The organism is Comamonas halotolerans, from assembly GCF_030162935.1.
GTDB lineage: Bacteria > Pseudomonadota > Gammaproteobacteria > Burkholderiales > Burkholderiaceae_C > Comamonas > Comamonas halotolerans.
Map to the genome: position 1 here is coordinate 148861 of NZ_JASAUZ010000056.1, position 16081 is coordinate 164941.

12 protein-coding genes are annotated in these 16081 nt (G+C 57.9%); all 12 read right to left on the reverse strand.

Going from position 1 to position 16081, the window contains the following annotated elements:
- Positions 1-356 precede the first annotated feature (356 nt).
- On the reverse strand, positions 357-1442 hold the full coding sequence (locus tag QEP11_RS16305; protein ID WP_284337697.1) for a dienelactone hydrolase family protein: 1086 nt from the start codon (positions 1440-1442) through the stop codon (positions 357-359).
- Positions 1443-1544: 102 nt separating this feature from the next.
- Positions 1545-3041 carry a DUF1302 domain-containing protein gene (locus QEP11_RS16310; protein ID WP_284337698.1) on the reverse strand — a complete coding sequence of 499 codons (1497 nt, stop codon included), beginning with the start codon at positions 3039-3041 and terminating at the stop codon, positions 1545-1547.
- A 23-nt stretch (positions 3042-3064) separates the two neighbouring features.
- Positions 3065-4441 (reverse strand): DUF1329 domain-containing protein, encoded by a 1377-nt coding sequence (locus tag QEP11_RS16315; protein ID WP_284337699.1) that lies wholly within the window; start codon positions 4439-4441, stop codon positions 3065-3067.
- Between the two features lie 459 nt (positions 4442-4900).
- On the reverse strand, positions 4901-6616 hold the full coding sequence (locus QEP11_RS16320) for a class I adenylate-forming enzyme family protein (protein ID WP_284337700.1): 1716 nt from the start codon (positions 6614-6616) through the stop codon (positions 4901-4903).
- A 1-nt stretch (position 6617) separates the two neighbouring features.
- Positions 6618-7742: an acyl-CoA dehydrogenase family protein gene (locus tag QEP11_RS16325; RefSeq protein WP_284337701.1), complete on the reverse strand. Its 1125-nt coding sequence runs from the start codon at positions 7740-7742 to the stop codon at positions 6618-6620.
- Positions 7743-7919: 177 nt separating this feature from the next.
- Positions 7920-9116, reverse strand: a complete 1197-nt coding sequence (locus QEP11_RS16330; protein WP_284337702.1) for an acyl-CoA dehydrogenase family protein — start codon at positions 9114-9116, stop codon at positions 7920-7922.
- A 12-nt stretch (positions 9117-9128) separates the two neighbouring features.
- Positions 9129-10202, reverse strand: a complete 1074-nt coding sequence (locus tag QEP11_RS16335; RefSeq protein WP_284337703.1) for an MBL fold metallo-hydrolase — start codon at positions 10200-10202, stop codon at positions 9129-9131.
- Positions 10195-12042: a long-chain-acyl-CoA synthetase gene (locus QEP11_RS16340; protein WP_284337704.1), complete on the reverse strand. Its 1848-nt coding sequence runs from the start codon at positions 12040-12042 to the stop codon at positions 10195-10197. Before QEP11_RS16340 ends, QEP11_RS16335 begins: the two co-directional genes overlap by 8 nt.
- Positions 12043-12109: 67 nt before the next feature.
- The gene (locus QEP11_RS16345) at positions 12110-13291 is read right to left on the reverse strand and encodes an acyl-CoA dehydrogenase family protein (protein ID WP_284337705.1); all 1182 of its coding nucleotides are present in this window, start codon (positions 13289-13291) and stop codon (positions 12110-12112) included.
- A 19-nt stretch (positions 13292-13310) separates the two neighbouring features.
- Complete coding sequence (locus QEP11_RS16350) at positions 13311-14483, reverse strand: lipid-transfer protein (protein ID WP_284337760.1); 1173 nt, start codon at positions 14481-14483, stop codon at positions 13311-13313.
- Between the two features lie 50 nt (positions 14484-14533).
- Entirely contained in the window at positions 14534-14953 is a 420-nt protein-coding gene (locus QEP11_RS16355; protein WP_284337706.1) for a MaoC family dehydratase, read from the reverse strand.
- A 14-nt stretch (positions 14954-14967) separates the two neighbouring features.
- Positions 14968-16080: an acyl-CoA dehydrogenase family protein gene (locus tag QEP11_RS16360; RefSeq protein WP_284337707.1), complete on the reverse strand. Its 1113-nt coding sequence runs from the start codon at positions 16078-16080 to the stop codon at positions 14968-14970.
- Position 16081 lies beyond the last annotated feature (1 nt).

The following is a 16081-nucleotide window of genomic DNA, read 5'->3' on the forward strand; positions in this document are numbered from 1 at the left end:
AATGCACCTGAAGGACGCCACTGGCGTCCTTTTTCATTTGCTTGTTGAACGGACAATCCTTGCGCGCCATCTGGCCGCGGAAGTCGCCAAGGCATGTCGTCGCTTGACCAGGAAAACAGCGCCCAATCGACTCACCCTCCTGTCGAATGGATATCGCAAGCACACCCATGTGCCTTTGCTGGCTTGAGGGCAACAAGCTCCCATTGCAGCCCTACGTCCATTGACGAATGCGTCATCCCAAAGCCCAGGGCTTTATCCAGCCGCTTCAGACCTGCTCTGCGCACCCTTGGCACACAAAAAAGCCAGTGCTTGGCACTGGCTCGTCTAATCAGAAGATGATTCGCAAAGGTGATGGGTTAAGACAACCTGAAGTTCAACTTGAGAAACTGCAATAGCTGCCGATTGGCCAATTTACGCGCCGTTTCACTGCGACCACTGACATAGCCCACTTTGACACACTCATCCAATGCTTTGCTGTTTTGCGATCGAATAAGGTAGCGTGTCTGACGATCAGTTTTCGCATCCGAAGGAATCAGCGCCTTGCCTTCGAATGTCGGTATGTCCTTGTCATCAAAGGCAATCATGCATTCCTGCACCTTGGAGCTTGCCATTGTCTTTGCGCCAGCAAGCTGTTCGGTCTTAACGCCATGTTCTGCCTTGGAATACACCACCGAGCTGACAGCAGACCCGGCTTCACGCAGCAAGGCTTCCTCGGCTGCACACGTTGCCAGATAGTGAGTGCCCTCTTCCCGCTCTGCGCGGAAACTTACCAAAGGAGCACCGGTTGTGTGCCGAATCTGCATCTTTGCATAACAAGGGCCAAAAAAGTCCACATGCAAAGCGAATGCAGTCACATCAGGCGCCAGCTTCTCATAAATACGCTCGTCCAGACTCATTCGCGCAGCAACACCCCCCTTGGAGAAGCCCAGCAGGCCAATGCGCTGCGGATCAATGGCAAGGTGCTTGTTCAATGTGCGCAAAGCGGCATAGGCATCCGCAACGGCATCAAATTCGGAAACCCCCATGATTTTCAATTCATCGGGCATCCCTTCGCTGATGCCTCTTGGTTTCAGGTTGTCCAGCACAAAAACGGCAATACCGTTATCCGTCAGCATCTTGGCGGTTTCATTTTCACGACCGGGTATGGCTCCTGCACCACCAGGCAAAATCACCACGGCAGGTACGGGATGTGTCTCGCTGGCTTTCGCGGGCAAAGACAATCTCCCCATCCCCATCGATGCCTCAGCCACGTTGGACTGGCTCAGCAGCACATCCAGGTCATAAGGACTGCTGGACTTGAAGCGAATTTCCCCTTGGGTGTCACTGTGCAACACGGTCGGCGGCATCATTGGCACAACTTTGGGCAAAGGCGGAAATGCATTGAGCAACGGCGATGCTGACGCGGCGCTGCTCCAGGCCAGGGCAGCTACCAGCGCAGCCATGCTCCTAAGCTTTGTGTTCCAAGTTCGCATACTTGCTTTCCTAAAAATCAAAGCCCAAACACCGCGTAAGCAACACGTTGTTTGGGCATAGCGCTCGGTGCTTTAGAACGAGTACTTCATAGTCATGCTCACCTGGTCACGGTCAGCCATGACGTGGTTGCGCAATGGATCATTGGAAGGGCTACCCAGGTAATTCGTGTAAGTCACGTTCACCGAGTAATTGCTGTGACGCACAAAGGTGGCGCCGATGCTGAAGCGGCTGTCGCCTTGGCCGCCACCAAAGGTACCCACCATGGCTCGGCCACGCAGCTGCGCCTGGTAGCTGATAGGCACGGTCAGATCCCAGCCTTCGGTGATGCCTGGGAAACCCAGTGTCAAAGTAGCTGCAGCGACCAAGGAATTGCGTGTCTGGAAGTTCAGGTCATTGATATTGCCCTGCTCGACACTCATCACGCGAGAGCCGGATACTTCCGCAGCCAGCGAAACATCATCCGCAAACCCTGTACGACCGATGTTGTAGATACCGCCCACGTTGGCCTGCACCACATTCGAGCGCACTGGCGTGGCATACGCGCCCATCAACGCTGGCGTACCCTTGCGATAGCTGGCTTCACTGAACAACGAGAACTTGCCAAACGTGGTGCTCAGCGTCGTGCCCAGCATTTGCACGTCATCGAAGTAACGGACTCTGTAGCCGCCTCCACTCATGACAATGCTGGGTGAGCGATCCTTGTAGTCGAGGTAGTACAGACCAACTTCGGTCTCGTTGGTCACGCGATAACGTCCACCGATACCCCATTGCCCGGAATCGCTGGGACGAATATCACCCATTCGCGGCAAATAGCATGTAGGGCCGGTGTTGCCACATCTGGCGCCATGGCCCAGCAAGTTGGTCGTGCTGGTATACATGCCAACGGCAGGCAACAGCGTTTCATGGAAACCGAATTGGTAGTGCGCCAACAATGACAGATTGGGCGTCAGCTCAATCGAAGCCGCAATCTGGTCTTCTGGCAGCAACACTTCCTTGATTTCGGCACCTGGAGACGCCGCCTTGGCCGCATCGCTGGGGCCCTGGGCTGCCGCAATATTGGCGAAGTACATGGACTCACCCCAGTTCACCACCTGGCGCCCCAGACGAATCGTGGCGCGCGACGAGCCTACATTGAAGCCGGTGTAGACATAGGTATCCAGCAAGCGGGCGTAACCGCCGCCGTAACGCTTGGCCTCGGAGGTGAAACGATCAGCCGGACCAGGTGTGCTGATAGGGCCATCATTGTCATTGCGACGGTGGTAGACATCGTCGTAGAACACACTGCCAGTCAACACAATACCCGAGCTTCCCTTGGACAGCTTGCTTTCAAACAGCGCGCCCAGACGGTTCGCTGTCAAAGAGCCTTTGTCAAAGTTGCGGTTACCGTCCGAAGCCAGAATAGGCGATGGATTGGCCACACGCACGCCCAGGCCATAGCTCAAATTCAAGCGCCAGTCCAGGTTCAGGCCATCGCCAAGATCGATGGTCTCCCCAGCCTGAACTGCCCCCATGCCCATCATCAAGGCGGCAAAGGCAACTGGCGAGAGCTTTTTCATATTGTTTTTCATGGTCATCGCTTTGAATGGATAGATCAGTTGCCTGCGTTACGAGCGGCTTCAGGAGTGAACATCGAAGGCACCAGATCGCCCTTGTTCAAGATAGGACCCTTGGGGCGCTCTTGGAACAAGCCATATGCCATGTAAGAGCCTGCATTGAGGTCGTGGAAGAAGGAACTGCCGGCGTGCCATGCATTGATGTCAAACGAGTAGTAAGTGTTGACAATCCCGTGCTGCCACAGCTGACCACGTGCGTCGTACATATCGGAGGCAACGGCCTGGCCGGTGTCTTCGTCCGCAAACAGCACACGCTTTGCATACAGGTGGCGGTAGTTGTCCTTGAGCGTGCCTTCAATCACCCACACTCGGCGCAGCTCATAGCGCATATAGTCCGGATTGGGGTGATTGGGTGTCAGCAGGCTGTCGTACTTGACGGTGTTGGAATGCAGCTTGTAGGTGTTCGCGGGAATGAACATCTCGCGTTTGCCCAACAACTTCCAGTTGTAGCGCTCGGGCGAACCGTTGAAGAGGCGGTCCGAGTCAATGGTCATTTTTCCGCCAGTCCCGGCCATGGGCTGGTCAAAACCATACTCGGGCAACTGGCGAACGCGGCGTGTACCGGGGTCATAGTTCCATGCCAGGCGCTTGTCCTTGCCAAAGTTCACGGGCTCTACCGAGTTGGTCACACCACCTTTTTCACGGTCAGGCAACAATGCCTTGTTCATGGTGTAGGCCATGACACCTTCCAGCTTCTTGCCCAGGTTTTCAGGGTTGCTGGTCATATCCAGATTGCGGTTATCGGTGCGTCCCCAGGTGATGTTGCCCGTGGACATCACGTTGGCCGTATCGCGCACGGTGGCCTCTGTGTGCGCGCGGAAAGGCAGCAAATTGTTCCAGATGGCTTCCAGGCCGTCTTTGGGAAAAGGAAACCCGATAGAGCCTGCATAGCCTGTACGGCCCAGACCATCGGGCATCAGCTCCGCTTCCAGCGCATTCTTTTTGGCGGTTTCACACACGATGTCGGGATAACGGAAATCGCGGTGACCGGGATACACAGGAATGCGATAGGACTTGTACTTTTGCAGCATGGCCTTTTGGCCAGGGCTGAGCTTGTCTTCGTACTGCGCCATGTTCTCTGCCGTGATGGAGAACAGTGGTTTCTCATCGGCAAACAGGTCTGTGGGATGTTTGCCGCTGGCCTTCACATGCCCAAGACTTTCGGGTGCGTTCAACCACTTGCCGGTGAACTCAGGAATCGTTCCCTCCTTGTTCCCCGCCTTGATTGCGCCCACGCACGTCAGCTCCTTACCCAGCTTGTCAGCCTCCGATGCAGGCACTTTGGCCCATACCGACGTAGCCATCAGCAAAGCTGCGGCCACAGCCAGTGGGGTCTTTGTCATCACAAACTTCATTAGTGTCTCCTTAGTTCTGGAACTACTTTTTTGCCTCTGTGAAAATATTCAGACTTGGGCTAGAAATTGACTTCATGCACAAGCACTTCGAATTGGCCAGGCAATGTTGTCTGCGTTGACTTTTTTACCCATCGTCCGATGGGACTAAATCGATTCCCTAAAAATCACAACACCTTGATGCACAAAGAAAAAACCCATCTGCAAACAATCACAGACGGGTCGGATAAGGGTAAACAGGGAGAAGTTTTTGTGCGTCTTTTGGCAGACAAAAACAAAAAGACCTAGTAAGTGTTGAAGTTTAGAAGCGCGCCTTGTTATGAGAGCTAAAGCAGGCAGCAAAATTGGCTGATCTGGCCTGAAGAACCAGGCCTGCCAGAACCCATGGCGGTGGCCATGACATAGCCTCCAGATCCGACCACCTCTGCGCTCGTCCAGTCGTCAGTGGTCACAAGCAAACGCTCAGCTTGATTCGATCAGATGCGCAAATTCTTTTCGAATAGCGGTCTTCAGCACCTTGCCTGCCGGATTACGTGGCAAAGGCTCGGCGCTCACCACAATCTGGTTGGGAACCTTGTAGCTGGCCAGGCGCTGCGAAACAAAAGCCTTGAGCTGCAAGGCGTCCACACCTGATGGTGCAACCACTACTGCCACCACCTGTTCACCCGTATCTGCATGCGGCATGGAAAACACTGCGGCTTCATCGAGCGCTTCATGCTGCAGCAGGCAGGATTCGACTTCTGCGGCGGCAATTTTTTCACCATTGCGGTTGATCACGTCCTTGATACGATCCACGATGGTCAAAAATCCTTCGCTGTTCATCACCCCGATATCCCCGGTGCGAAACCACCCATCGTGCATGGCCTGTGCGGTAGCCTCAGGCTGTTGCCAGTAGCTTTGCATCATGGTCACGCCCTTGAGCCAGATTTCCCCTGCCTCGTCCACTGGCAGGGCCGAGCCATCGACATCTGCAATGCGCACTTCAATGATCGGAGACAGCACCCCTGCGCTGCGTGGGTGCGCTTCAAACATGCGCCCCGAGCTACCAGCGCACACCCCGTTCGATTCGGTCAGACCAAATCCGATGCCCGACATCCGTCCACTGAAATTGTTGAGCACCTCGTCAACCAATCGTGCATGCAAGCCCCCGCCACCAAAACCCACGCCGGACAAATTGCCACTGTAGGCAGGATCCAGGAACTGGGGCAAAGCCATCATTTGCTGCACCATGCTGGGTGCGCCATTGAACTGGGTGATGTTTTCACTACGAATCAACTCCAGCGCCTGCGCCGCATCCCATCGGTACATGAATACCAGACGACGACCATGGCGCAACGCCACCAGCAATTGCGCATGCAGACCGCTGACATGGAACAACGGTACGACTGACAAAGTGGTGGGCTGCAGCTTGCGCGCCATGATCTTGGCGATCGCATCGGGCGAAACCATGGCTGCCATGGCGCTGATGCAGTCGATATTGAACACCGCCTGACATACCGCACGGTGCGAAGAAGCCACCCCTTTGGAGCGACTGGTCGCACCTGAAGTGAACAAAATGACGGCTGTTTCGTCAGGCTGGAGCGTCGCAGCATCCCAACCGCTGTGCCCCTCTGCGATCATCGCGCCCCATTCCGCAGCACCGCCTTCACCGTCCACCACCAGACACTGAATACTCAGCACTGGCAGCTGCGATTGCACACGCGCGAAACGCTCGGCATCGCACACCAGCCAGGTGGGGCTGGTGTCTTGCAAATTGGCCACCAGTTCCTGCGTCAGACCAAAACTGTTGATCGGAACGACCACGGCCCCCAACAAACCGGCAGCCACAAACGCCACCACCCATTCCGGGCGATTGCGCATGGCAATGGCCACACGCATGCCTGCCTGAACGCCCCAGTCTTTTTGCCAACGACTGGCCAGCGCGTCAGCGGCCGCAAACAAACGGTCAAACGTCCAGCGGTCTTGCCCATACACCATGAACTCTGCACTGCCATGCGCGCGCCCTGCATTGAGCAGATCCGGCAATGTCTGGAACGCATTGCGATACGCAGCCACTTGCTGACCGTTGGGTAGTTGCACCTGCTCCAAAGCGAATGGTGCACCTGGCGATGTCAGTTGCACGCGGATAGCTTGCAATTGGGCCCCCAATGTCGGGGCTGCGGTTTCAGTCGGCAACATCTCAAAACCCTTTCAATTGTGCGTAACGGTTGCGATGGAACAAGCCATCGCCCAGACTGCGCTGAAGCACCCGAGCCCGCTTGAGAAACAGGCCAATATCCAGCTCGTCTGTCACACCAATCCCTCCGTGCAGTTGCACCGCCTCATTGCACAGTCGTTCGCACAGGTCCGAAGCTTTGGCCTTGGCAAGGCTGCATTGAAGGGCAATGGCATGCTCGTTACCGGAATCAATCGCCTCCAGCGCTCCCAGTACACAGCTGTGCAGCAATTCCAGCTCGGTATACAGACGTGCTGCGCGGTGCTGCAGTGCCTGAAAGGAGCCAATGGGGACATCAAACTGCACACGTTCTTTGAGATACGCCACCGTGCGCTCGAACACCTCACGTAACAGCCCCAGCGATTCTGCCGCCAGGCAGGCTCGGGCACGATCCAGCACCGCATCCAGCGCAGCACGCGCAGGCATGGCTGTCAAGGCCATGTCGGCACTCAGGACGACCTGCTCAAAATCAACACGCGCAACATTGCGGCTATCCGCGAGCACCTGACGCTGAACACGCACTCCCTGCAAATTCGCGGGCACCAGCCACAGGCCCACTGCTCCAGCGCCAGCAGCAGCCACCACAAACGCATCGGCACCCACGCCATCTATCACAAAGAACTTGCTGCCACTCAGACTCCAACCTGTGGTGGTTTGCTCTGCTCGTGTCTGCAAAGACTGCGGCAGGTGGTGGCCCGAGGCCTCATCCAGGGCCAATGCCACTCGCGCCTTACCTTCAACCAGCAGCGGCAACCAGTGCGCTTGCTGCTGGGCATTGCCTGCACGCAGCAGCAGCTCCGGCGCAATCACCGCCTGCGTCAGCAAGGGCTGGGCTGCCAGTTGACGGCCTATGTGTTCAAACACGCTGCCCAGGCCCAGATAGCCCACAGCCAGACCGCCATGCTCCTCCGGCAGCACGGCAGCAGGCCAGCCCATTTCCACCATTTGCTGCCACACCTTGCTGTCGAAACCCTGCAGGACTTGCTGGTCACGCAGCTGGCGCATGAGGGTTACCGGCGTCTGGGTTTGAAGAAAATCTGCTGCACTGTCCCGCAACAATGCCTGTTCCTCAGTCAAAAGCATTGACATGGTTTTGTCTCCTTGAACAAGTGGTGAAGCAGCGCTTGCAGGATTTCCGCTTGGAGCACAAGCTTGACCACTCTTTTTTTATGGGCAACTCGCACACGACTGGCACGGCTTTGAGCGCGTTGCTGCTTATGCGCGAACTGCGGTTGATTGGCTGACACGTGAACAACTGGCGCAAGCTCAGGACGGCAACCCCAGCACACGCTTGGCGATGATGTTGAGCTGCACCTCCGAGCTTCCACCACCCAAGGTATAGGTTTTGGAGCGCAGCCACGCGCGGCAGACTTCCAGCTCATCGGCGCTGAAGTCCTGCCCCTCCCAGCCCAGCCCGCGCAAACCCATGATGCGTTGCAACAGCTCGTATTTGCTCACTTCCTGCTCGGTCTGAACCAGTTTCATAATGCTGGCAGGGCCCGACACATCCTGTCGCGCCAGTGCTTGCTCGGTCACGCGGCGGTGAGTCAGAGCAAATGCCTGTGCATCCATCATCACGCCAGCGAGCTGGTCTCGCAGTACCGCTTGCTGCGGCAGATCCTGCCCCTGCAGCAAATACGGCAATGCAGTTTGCAGGGCATCGTGCGAAGGCGCACCACCTTCGGTGAACTTGGACATGGCGGCGCGCTCGTGCTGGAGCAGCTTTTTGGCCAGGCTCCAGCCCTCACCCTCTTTGCCTACGAGCTGGCGCACTGGTACGCGAACATCGTCAAAGAACACCTGACAAAAGCTGGACTTGCCGCTGATCAGCTCGATCGGTTTGACCGTCACCCCGGGCAATTTCATATCAATCAGCACAAAGCTGATGCCATCCTGCTTCTTGCCTTCGTTGCTGGTGCGAACCAAGGCGTACATCCAGTCACCTTTGTCGCCGTCCGAAGTCCAGATCTTGCTTCCATTGATGATGTAGGCCTCACCCTCGGCATCGTTCACACGCTTGGCCGAAGTTTTCAGGCTTGCCAGGTCGGAGCCCGCATTAGGCTCCGAAAAACCCTGGCACCAGCGACGTACCCCCTGCATCATCGGAACCAGATGTTCCAGCTTTTGCTCATGGGTACCGGCCTCCAGAAGCACAGGGCCCAACATCCACACACCCAGGTTGTACTGAGGCTGGCGGCAACCCAGCTTGGCCATTTCGACTTCGACAATGCGCGCCTGCTTGGGGCTCAAGCCACCACCGCCGTACTCCACAGGCCACGATGGCGCAAACCAACCGCGATCACGCATGCGCTCAAACCACAGCTTCTGGTCTTCGCTGATGAACTGCAACTGAGAGCTCGCCCAGACCATCTCTTCACCCACAATCGGGCGACGCATGCTGGGCGGGCAGTTGTCTTGCAACCATTGCGCCACTTCTTGCTGAAAAGTCTCCAACTCCGTCATCTGGCTGCCTCCTTACTCGACAAGCGAGAAATAATCAATCTTGTTGTTACCCCGGATGCGTTGCAACTCCCCCTGACACCGCATCCAGTTGAGGTGCGCAAAAGTCTCGCCCAATGCCAGCAACTGGTCCATGGGGCTGCGCAGCCTGGGAAAAAGCACATGCATGATGTCTGCAGCACTGGCCCGCGGATGTTGCCGCAGGTGAGTGCGCACCATGGAAAATTGATCCATATGGTGAGCCACCATCTGGTCCGCTCGTTCTCTGACACCGTAGAACACACCCTGGTGAGAAGGCAGCACCAGCGTTTGCGCATCCAGCTCACGCAAACGACGCATGGACTCCAGCCACCCTTGCAGAGGGTTGCCGTTGGGCTCGAACGGCGTGACCATCACATTCGAGGTAATGCCTGGCAACAACTGGTCACCAGCCACCAGAATCTTGCGGCGTGCGTCATACAGACATACATGCTCGGGCGAATGTCCTTCTCCAACCACCACCTGCCAAGCATCGTCCCCCAGGTGTAGCACCTGACCATGGCGCAGTCGCTCATAGGTCACAGGAGGCACATTCCTAAATGGATCTTTGCGCAGCACCGCAAACATGCGCTGCACCTGCTCATCGTCCAGGCCTGAACAGGCATAGAAGTCTGCATGTGCCTGCGGCAATGGGTCCGGCGGTGGACCCATTTGCAGGCGCAGCATCATGAACTCGCCATAGCTCATGAGCAGGGGAATATTGAAATGCGCTTGCAACCAGGCGGCAGCACCTGCATGGTCGTAGTGGCAATGGGTACAGATCAACCTGGTAGGCTTGTGCCCGGCCAGTTGGCCTGTCGTGAATATTTGCTCCCACAAAGCACGCGTGGCTGGCAGTCCCAGTCCCGTGTCCACAATGGCCCAGCCCGGGCCATCGCGCAACAGATACACATTGATATGGTCCAGCGACATGGGCATGGGCATGCGTAGCCACAACACGCCTGCCGCAACTTCCACCACGCTGCCATCTGCCGCCGGTGGAGAAAACGGGTAGCGCAGCGGTGAGTCCTTTTTAAGCTGCACGCCTGACATGGGACTGGAGTTATGCACGCAATGCCCTTTCGACAGACTCTGCAGTGACAGGCACATAGCGTCCCTGGTGGTCGTCCCGCACAAACAATGGGTCGCTGACCTGTGCCGTGTCATAGCCCTGTTTTTGCAGGTCCACCTTGCGCAGTTTGTAGTTACCCGTCATGTCTGGTGCATCAACCAGCCGTACAAAAAGCGGTGCTGCATAGCGCGGCAGGCGCTGCAGGGCAAACTGGCAAAACGCCTCCGGATCAAAGCTGCGACCTTTCTGCATGAGCAATGCCGCCATCCCGGCGCGACCTCCATGACCCGGCACATGTACACCATAGACGTTGATGGCATCCAGCCCCGGGAAATCACCCAAGGCATCGCTGACCTCCATGGTGGAGACGTTCTCGCTTTTCCAGCGGAAGGTATCGCCAATGCGATCCACAAACCAGACATAGCCGTCTTCGTCACAGCGCAACAAGTCGCCGGAAGCCCACCACGCATCGCCCTCCTTGAAGACATTGCGCAGGATTTTTTTCTCCGTGGCCTCCGCGCTGGTGTAGCCTTCAAAACGCCCTGCGACGATGTCTGGATACTGCATCAGCATGCCCAGAGCCTCACCTGGCTCGTTGACCGCAGCGAGCTGCAAGAAGCCCTGCGCATCGCGCACGTAGTCCCCTTTTTCCTGGTCATATCGCACCAGGCGCAAATTCGTTTTTTCCCAGTAAGGGACTCGACCACAGGCACCAATGCGGTTGTCCACATTCACCGTGCTTGCATTGGCCTCGGTGCTCCCCCAGCCTTCAAACACCTGAAAGTGGTTCCCAAAACGGGCACTCCATTGCTGCCACAGCTCGCTGGTCATGCCCGTGCCGGACATTTTGCGCAATGTATGCACCTGGTCCTGTACATGGGCGGGCGCGCTCAGCAAGAAGCGGCAGATCTCTCCCACATACTGGCAAAACGTGATGCCATAGCGGCGCACATCGTGCCAGAACTCACTGCGGCTGAATTTGCGACGCACCACCACACTAGCTCCTGCACTCATGGCAGTGCTGGTCGCAGACATCGAGGCGGCGGCATGGTACATCGGCAGGAAGCAGTAAAACACATCTTCTGACGTGATCTCCCACAGCGCCCTCATCGTATCCCCCGACATCAGCCAGCGAGCATGGCTGATGACGGCCGCTTTCGGCAACCCCGTGGTACCGCTGGTAAAGATGTATTGCGCAGTTTCACCTGCCGTGAGGCCGTCACGCCAGCTTTGCGGCACGTTGCTGCTATCGGTTTGCAAGGCTGCAGCCGCTTGGAGGTCACGGCCAAAACGGGCGAGCAACAGGGCATCACACGGACGATCGCTATCTGGCCAATGCAGCCAGGTGACACCTGAGGGCAAGTCGGACGTTGCGGCAAAACGCGGGACACACTCTTCGCCAACCACTACAAACTGCGCTCGGGTCACTTCCAGCGCATGCACCAGTGGCTTGCCGCTGACATGTGTGTTCAAAAAACCTGCAATCGCCCCCAGCTTGTTAATAGCCAGCCAGACGAAAAAGAAGGCTGCGCGGTTTTCCAGGGACATGGCCACCACGTCTCCGCGGCGAACCCCCAGAGTTTGCAAAGCACGTGCCACCTGGTTGACTTTGGCATTCACATCACTGTAGGTAAAGCGGGCATCACCTTCGCACAGGAAAATGCGATTTCCCCATTGCACCGCGCAGCTTTCCAGCCTGTCGGCAATCGTGTACGGGTCCGATGCCTTGAAGCGGCTGGCAATTTCAGAACGTTTGTCCATTTTCGCCTGCGTGACATCACGTGGCACCACAGGGGTAGAAGCCTGCACCGTGGGGCAGACCATCGTCTCTGCGCTCATCACTTGTCTCCTGAATTTATATATTTGGCATGTAGTGAGAATGGGCGCGGCAGTCAGTGCGCGCCGGTCAACGCTGAGGTCTGGGCATGCCGAGGCCGAACTGCGCAATCAGCTCACGCTGGATCTCATTGGTGCCGCCGCCAAAAGTGTTAATGGGCGCCGCACGCACTTCAAACTCCAGCTCCCCCATCAGGAACGATGCCGCGCAATTGCCACGCACCAGGGCGCTGCTGCCAACGATGTCCATGAGACGGTGCAAGATTTCCACCACACCTTCGGATCCATAGACCTTGGTCGTCGAGGCCAGCGCCACGTCCATGGCGCCCGCTTCCAGGTCAGCAGCAATGCGGAAGTTCATCAGGCGCATGGCTTCCATGCGCGCATAACACTCAGCCAGACTGCGGCGCACCCAGGGCAGATCGACCGCACGACGCCCGTTTTCGTCTTTGGCCTTGGCCCACTGCAACACCTTGGTGTATTGGGCAAAGACCTTGTCTGACCAGGCACCCAGCCCCAGACGCTCGTGATTGAGCTGTGCAGTGATGAGCTTCCACCCCCCATGGAGCTGACCGATCATGCGGCTGGCGGGCACTTCCACGTTGTCGTAGTAGGTGGCCGCCGTATAGGAGCCCACCGTCTCAATCAGCGTGTGTGAAAAGCCCTTGGCCTTGGTGTCCACCACCATCAGCGTGATACCTTTGTGACGAGCCAGCTCCTTGCTGGTGCGCGCTGCCAGCCAGACATAGTCGGCCGACTCGATGCCCGAGGTCCACAGCTTTTGCCCGTTGACCACGAAGTGACCGCTCTCGAGGTCGCCTTCGAGCTGCGCTTCGGTTTTGAGCATGGCCAGGTCCGAGCCAGCGCCAGCCTCCGAATATCCAATGGCGAAAATGATGTCGCCAGTGGCCATGCCGGGCAGAAACGCCTGCTTTTGCGCTTCCGTGCCATGCTCCATCAGGGCAGGCCCCACGGTGCTGATGGTCACAAACGGCAGCGGCGCACCCGCAATATTGGCTTCCTCAAAAAAGATCAGCTGCTCTGTGGCCGACAGGCCCTGGCCACCGTATTCCTTGGGCCAGCCAATGGCCAGCCAGCCGTCACGGCCCATCTGACGAATGATGCTGCGGTATTCCTCGCCCCCTTCCGCTCCGCGCATGCGCGCTTTGAGCTCCGGGGTCATCAGGGTCTGGAAGTAGTCACGGCACTTCAGGCGCAGCGCATGCTGCTCCGGGGTCAAGTCAATAAACATGGCTTGCTCTCCCTCCGGCTCAGGCTTGATCGCCCAGAATCAGGCCGCTGGTGGGCACGCCGGTACCGGCAGTCACCACCACGTTGTGCACCTTGTCCACCTGATTGGCCGCACTGCCACGCACCTGACGCACACCCTCTGCAATGCCGTTCATGCCGTGGATGTAGGCCTCGCCCAGCTGACCGCCGTGGGTGTTGATTGGTAAAGAGCCACCGCGAGCATGCTGGCCGGCGCGCACAAAGTCCTTCGCTTCACCTCGACCGCAGAAGCCGAACTCTTCCAGCTGTGTCATCACGAATGGAGTGAAGTGGTCATACAGCACTGCTGTCTGGATGTCCCTGGGGCTCAGGCCGCTTTGCTGCCACAGCTGCTGGGCCACCCAGCCCATCTCGGGCAGATCGGTGATGTCCTTGCGGTAAAACGATGTCATGCTCTGCTGGCCTTCGCTCATGCCTTGAGCAGCACCCTTGATGTATACGGGCTTGGCCTTCAGGTCCTTTGCGCGATCGCTGCTGGTGATGACCATGGCCACTGCACCATCCGACTCCTGGCAGCAGTCCAGCAAATGCAAAGGCTCGCAGATCCACTTGCTCTTCTGGTGGTCATCCAGGGTGATGGGCTTGCCGTAGAAGAAAGCCGCAGGGTTGGTCGCCGCAAAGTCACGCACTGCCACTGCCACACGGCCAAAGTCCTCGCTGGTCGCACCATAGGCATGCATGTAGCGGCGGGCGAACATACCCACCCAGGCCGCTGGCGTGTGAAAGCCATGAGGCATGTACCAGCCATAGTTGACGCTGTCGAAGAAAGGCTTGTCACCAAAGTTGTAGTCACCCGTGCCAAAGCGGTACCAGCTGCGCTCATTCATGGCCCGGTACACCACGACGGTCTTGGCAATTCCGGTTGCCACCGCCATGGCAGCATGCAGCACGGGCGCGCAGGCGGCGCCGCCCCCGTGCGGCACCTGCGAGAAAAAGTTCACCTTGCGCGAACCCAGCAGACGGGCAATCTCGTACTCTGGCACCTTGTCCATGGTGTAGGAAGAGAAACCGTCCACCTCTTTGGGGTCGATGCCGGCATCAGCCAGCGCAGTCAGCGTGGCCTCCATGGCCAGGCGCAGTTCGGTGCGTCCCGAGTTCTTGGAGAATTCTGTGGCACCCAGTCCCACAATGGCAGCACGTCCGGAGATATTCATATCAGTCACAGGCAATCCTTTGAATCTTTGTAGTTCTTGTGCGGCGCACCTTAGGCAGGCAACTCAACCTGTACCGTGCCGCTGACGTGCGAGCCCATGGAGTTCACGCCCTTGAGCGTGATGGTCACGCTGTGCGCAGCATCGTTCTTCTCAGTGACTGCGCCTGTGAACTTCATGGTGTCGCCGGGGTAGTTCGGCACACCCAGACGGATCTTCAGATCCATCAGGCGTGCTTCGGGGCCAGCCCACTGCTCGACAAAGCTTTGCACCAGACCATTGGTGGTCAGGATGTTCATAAAGATGTGGGGGGAACCCAGCTGACGGGCCGCATCACGATCGTGGTGGCCCGGAAAATAGTCGCGTGTGGCAATGGCGCCGCCGGCGACCAAAGGCACGGTCACGGGCACTGTCTGCGGTTGCAGCTCATCACCGACTTGAACCGATGCAAAGCGAGGTGTTTGGATGCTCATGTCTCAAATTCCGTTTAGCGATCTTCCGGAAGGTCGTACTTCCAGCCGAGGTTGTCGTTGTCTGCCAGCCATTGGCCAAGCGCTTCAAGGTGATGGTCCGCGCTACCCAGCTCCACAGCCAGAGCACGGCACCAGAGGAAAAAGCGGTGCATGGGATAGGTCACATCCACCCCCATGCCTCCGTGCACGTGCTGCGCCACACGGCCCACCTTCAACCCCATCTCGTTGGATTGCGCACGCAGGCCGTGTGCCTGTGGCGCGCATGGCAAGCCTGTGTCCAGGCGCCACAGCAGCTGATAGAGCGCAGAGCGCTGCGCCTGCATCAGGATGTAGCCATCCGCCATCTGCCCCTGCACCAGCTGGAAGGAACCAATCGGGCGGTCAAACTGTTTGCGCTCGCTCACATACTCCACGGTGCGGCGAAGCTGTTCCTGGGTCACGCCCTGCTGCACGCTGGCCGCACTTGCCAGTGCACGCTCATAAACCCAGCGCACCGCAGCGCTTTCCAGCACTGCCAGCACGGGCACGTTGTTGAACGTCAGATCGGCCACACCCCAGTAATGCTGGCTTTTGCCCGCGGCGCGTTGTACCTGCGCAGCCTGCAAGTCCACCAGCACCAGCCGGTGCTCGCCCTGGCTGTCGGTGGCAGCCAGCAATGCCACCTGGGCCTGATCGGCCAGCAGCACAGCATGTTGCACACCGCGCACGCTCTGCCCATCCAGGTGCAGCTGCGGACCATGGGAGCTGAACAGGTTTTCCAGTGACAACGCAATCAACGCACCGTCCATTCCAGACTGCACGGTGGCACTGACGTCAGCAGCACCAGCAAACTGTGCCAGGGCAGCGATTGCCACCTGCTGCTGCCACAGCGGCACGGCGGCCAGTGCGCGGCCTTGCTGCTCCAGCACAGCCATCAGCTCGGTCATGCCCAGCCCCAGCCCACCTGCAGCTTCCGGCACCACAATGCTGTGCAGCCCTGCAGCCACACATTGCTGCCACAGCTCCTGCATATAGGACTGGCCCGAGGTGTCATGGGCACGCAGCCTGTCGTCGTTCGCAAAGTCGGCGAACAGGCTCTGGGCCATGTCGGCGAATGCGCGCTGGTCTTCAGTCAATTGAAAGTCCATG

Excerpts from the sequence above, each read along its gene's own strand:
- QEP11_RS16305 (WP_284337697.1), bottom strand. The coding sequence starts at position 1,442 with ATGGCTGCGCTGGTAGCTGCCCTGGCCTGGAGCAGCGCCGCGTCAGCA.
- QEP11_RS16310 (WP_284337698.1), bottom strand. The coding sequence starts at position 3,041 with ATGAAAAACAATATGAAAAAGCTCTCGCCAGTTGCCTTTGCCGCCTTG.
- QEP11_RS16315 (WP_284337699.1), bottom strand. The coding sequence starts at position 4,441 with ATGAAGTTTGTGATGACAAAGACCCCACTGGCTGTGGCCGCAGCTTTG.
- QEP11_RS16320 (WP_284337700.1), bottom strand. The coding sequence starts at position 6,616 with ATGTTGCCGACTGAAACCGCAGCCCCGACATTGGGGGCCCAATTGCAA.
- QEP11_RS16325 (WP_284337701.1), bottom strand. The coding sequence starts at position 7,742 with ATGTCAATGCTTTTGACTGAGGAACAGGCATTGTTGCGGGACAGTGCA.
- QEP11_RS16330 (WP_284337702.1), bottom strand. The coding sequence starts at position 9,116 with ATGACGGAGTTGGAGACTTTTCAGCAAGAAGTGGCGCAATGGTTGCAA.
- QEP11_RS16340 (WP_284337704.1), bottom strand. The coding sequence starts at position 12,042 with ATGAGCGCAGAGACGATGGTCTGCCCCACGGTGCAGGCTTCTACCCCT.
- QEP11_RS16345 (WP_284337705.1), bottom strand. The coding sequence starts at position 13,291 with ATGTTTATTGACTTGACCCCGGAGCAGCATGCGCTGCGCCTGAAGTGC.
- QEP11_RS16350 (WP_284337760.1), bottom strand. The coding sequence starts at position 14,483 with ATGAATATCTCCGGACGTGCTGCCATTGTGGGACTGGGTGCCACAGAA.
- QEP11_RS16355 (WP_284337706.1), bottom strand. The coding sequence starts at position 14,953 with ATGAGCATCCAAACACCTCGCTTTGCATCGGTTCAAGTCGGTGATGAG.
- QEP11_RS16360 (WP_284337707.1), bottom strand. The coding sequence starts at position 16,080 with ATGGACTTTCAATTGACTGAAGACCAGCGCGCATTCGCCGACATGGCC.